The organism is Thioalkalivibrio denitrificans, assembly GCF_002000365.1.
Lineage (GTDB): Bacteria > Pseudomonadota > Gammaproteobacteria > Ectothiorhodospirales > Ectothiorhodospiraceae > Thioalkalivibrio_A > Thioalkalivibrio_A denitrificans.
Genome location: NZ_MVBK01000145.1, coordinates 1 through 3,375 on the forward strand (window position 1 = coordinate 1; position 3,375 = coordinate 3,375).

The 3,375-nt window shown below is 66.2% G+C and carries 4 protein-coding genes; all 4 read left to right on the forward strand.

Annotated features, from left to right (window positions below; translation table 11 throughout):
• Positions 1 to 106: 106 nt before the first annotated feature.
• The 4 genes from B1C78_RS16890 (at position 107) to B1C78_RS16905 (ending at position 3,160) form a co-directional block, all read left to right on the forward strand.
• Positions 107 to 832: an LOG family protein gene (locus B1C78_RS16890; protein ID WP_077280320.1), complete on the forward strand. Its 726-nt coding sequence runs from the start codon at positions 107 to 109 to the stop codon at positions 830 to 832.
• 2 nt (positions 833 to 834) lie between these two features.
• Positions 835 to 1,158, forward strand: a complete 324-nt coding sequence (locus B1C78_RS16895; protein ID WP_077280323.1) for a DUF2782 domain-containing protein — start codon at positions 835 to 837, stop codon at positions 1,156 to 1,158.
• Between the two features lie 65 nt (positions 1,159 to 1,223).
• A complete protein-coding gene (locus B1C78_RS16900; RefSeq protein WP_245795482.1) occupies positions 1,224 to 2,087 on the forward strand; it encodes a homoserine kinase in 864 nt (287 codons plus the stop codon).
• Between the two features lie 197 nt (positions 2,088 to 2,284).
• Positions 2,285 to 3,160 (forward strand): crotonase/enoyl-CoA hydratase family protein, encoded by an 876-nt coding sequence (locus B1C78_RS16905; protein ID WP_077280322.1) that lies wholly within the window; start codon positions 2,285 to 2,287, stop codon positions 3,158 to 3,160.
• The last annotated feature ends 215 nt before the right edge of the window (positions 3,161 to 3,375 follow it).

Here is a 3,375-nt window from a genome sequence, read left to right on the forward strand (position 1 = left end):
GTTCTCCGCGCCTCTGCGGCCTCCGCGTGGACTACCTGATCCGGCGTTTTACCGGACCGGAGTTTACGGATAAGCTAGGAATCCATCTGTTCGAGTCATCCGACCCATGAATCCCTCCTCCCGCGCCGAACACCCCGGGCTGCAGCCCATCGACGACTCCGCGCTGACCCGCGAAAGCTGGAAGATCTTCCAGATCATGGCGGAGTTCGTGGAAGGCTTCGAGCGCCTGGCGCGCATCAAGCCCTCGGTGAGCATCTTCGGCTCGGCGCGCATCCAGCCGGGCAACCCCATCTACAAGCTGGGCGAGGACATCGCCCGGGAGCTGTCGGACGCAGGCTTCGCGGTGGTCAGCGGGGGCGGTCCGGGGATCATGGAGGCGGCCAACAAGGGAGCCTTCGGCGGCAAGTCGCCGAGCATCGGGCTGAATATCGCACTGCCCCACGAGCAGGTAGCCAACAAGTACCAGGACGTCTCTCTGGGGTTCCGGCACTTTTTCTCCCGCAAGGTCATGTTCGTGAAGTACGCCTCCGCCTACGTGGTGCTCCCGGGCGGGTTCGGCACCCTGGACGAGTTGGCCGAGATCCTCACCCTGGTGCAGACCGGCAAGACCCGGCGTATCCCCATCATCCTGGTGCATAGCGCCTTCTGGAAGGGGCTGCTGGACTGGTTCAAGCATACTCTGGTGGCAGAGGGTGCCATCGATGAATCGGACCTCAAGCTCTACACGCTCGTGGACGAGCCCAAGGCGGCGGTGGACGCCATCTTTGACTATTACGAGGCACGGGGTTTCGAACCCTCGCCGGAAGAGAAAGAAAAGCTGATGGAGCTGTGACCGTGAAACACCTCCCCCTTGCCGCCCTGCTGCTCCTGCCCGCCCTTGCCGTCGCCGATGACGTACCGCCCCCGCCGCCGCTGCTGGACGAAGGTCCGGCGGTCACCCGGGAGATTATGGAGCCCCAGGTGGTAATCATCCGGCGCGACGACGAGATCATCGAGGAATACCGCCTGCACGGCCAGCTCTACATGGTGCGCATCACCCCGCGCACGGGCCCGCCTTACTATCTGATCGATACCTCCGGGGACGGCGACCTGGACACCCGTTCCCATGAACTGGACCCGCGTATCATGATTCCGGCCTGGACCATCTTTCGCTGGTGAGTGCCGCGTCCTCGTCCACCCCCTTACACCCCGCCTGCAACCCTCTGCCCACCCGGGAGGAACTCGTGGCGTTCCTGCGCCACTATGCCCTGGGCGAACTGCGTGACTTCCAGCCGGGCCGACGTGGTCGGCGCGGCCGGCTGATCACCGACGCCGGGCGATTCTGGCTGGTCGGGCCGGGCATGACCGACCCGTTCCTGGAAGCGCTGCTGGAGCACCTTGCCGGCCATGGGCTGCCTGTCCCCACCGTGGTGCGGGGCCACGACGGGCGCTGGATCCGGTCCCTGGGTGAGTATCCGGGCGCACTGGTCCGCTGGCCCGAAGGGCAGCATCCGCAACGCCTCGAACCAGACGCATGCGCGCGGGTGGGCGACCTGCTGGGCCGCATTCACCTCGCCGGGCTCGAGTTCACGCAGTCCCGCCCTCCCCACCGCGATCATCGCTGGCGCCGTCAGAGCACCGACGCCCTGGCCCCCGACCTGACACCGGAGGCACGGACCCTGCTGCACGAGGAGATCCGTTTTCAGGGACTCTACCGGCACACGGACCTCCCCCAGGGGACCATCCACGGGGCTCCCAACCGCCGGCGCCTGGTGATCGACGAGACCGGCCGGGTCGGCCTGACCGGTTTCGGTCACGCCAGTCGCTGTGCCCTGCTCGTGGACGTGGCCGTGGCGGTCAACGACTGCTGCATCGGATCCGATGGGCGCCTGGACCGGACTTTGAGCGCGGCGCTCCTCAACGCCTATCACCGCCTGCGTCCCCTCAGGCCCATCGAACGGGGGGCGTGGCCGGTGCTGCTGCGTCTGGCCGCCCTGGACGGCTGGCTGGAGACCCTCATCCTCGGCAATGACGGCACACAGGCCCGGCTGCAGCTGGAGACCCGTATCGCCGAAGCGGCCGGACTGCCACGCCACTGGGTGGGCTGAACGGCACTTTTCGGGGTATCGACGGCAAAGGGTCCGCCGCTTGTCCGTCTTTTGGTGCCGATTGTCATGAATCCGCGCCATTTACCTCACCGGGCAGCGGGAATGTGAACCGGGCACCCATGGACGGCTCCGGGACTACCTACCATCGACGTGTAGTCCATCACACTTTCGGGACACCTTCCCCCAAGGAGCACGCCATGAGCCACCTGCCGCAGATTCAGACCCCTGGTCACACGCAGGGTCACGATGAGCCCAACCTCTCCACCTGGCACGACACGCGTTACCGCATCATGTGGTACTACATGCACGCCACGCCGCGACCCTGCTTCAGCCCGCAACTGCTCTCGGAGCTGGCCAGCTTCCGCGACGACATGGCCCACCGTCTGGACGCCCCGGAGGATGGGGGCATCGACTACATGGTGCTGGCCTCCAAGGTGCCGGGCATATTCAACCTGGGCGGCGACCTGGCCCTGTTCCGTGCGCTGGTGGAAGCCGGTGACCGCGACGGGCTGCGCCGCTACGCCCATGCCTGCATCGACATGCTCTGGACCAATCTCAGCGGTATCGACGGCCGGGATATCACCACCATCTCCCTGGTGCAGGGCGATGCCCTGGGCGGCGGCTTCGAGGGCGCCCTGTCAGCCCACGTGCTGGTGGCCGAGCGCAGCGCCCGCCTGGGCCTGCCCGAGATCCTGTTCAACCTGTTCCCGGGCATGGGGGCCTACAGCCTGTTGTCGCGACGCCTCGGCCCGACGCAGGCAGAACGTTTGATCCTTTCGGGTCAGGTCTACACCGCCGAGGCGCTGCACGAGATGGGCGTGGTGGACGTGCTGGCCGAGGACGGCGAGGGCGAGATGGCCGTCTACGCGTATGTGGCCCGGGAAAACAAGGCGCGCAACGGCTACCGCGCCCTGCGTCGGGCCAGGGCGCTGAGCAACCCGGTGACCCGGGAGGAACTGCTGGGCATCACGGAGGTGTGGGTGGACGCCGCGCTGAAGCTGAGCACACGGGACCTGCGCATGATGCAGCGCCTGACCACCCAGCAGGAACGCCGCATCAGCAAGGCGGCGTGAGGGCTCCAACCACGAAGCACACGAAGGGCACGAAGAAAAGCGTTTTGGGCTGTTGAGATCCCGGGCGTGGATCAAGGCTGCCTGCCCGATTTCACGTTCGATGGCTTCGGTGACAAAAGGCCGGGACTCTCGCGAAGCCGCGAAGCGCGCCAAGAAGACATTTGAGAGAACAAATGATCATTCTTTGCGTGCCTGGCGGCTTCGCGAGAGTCCCG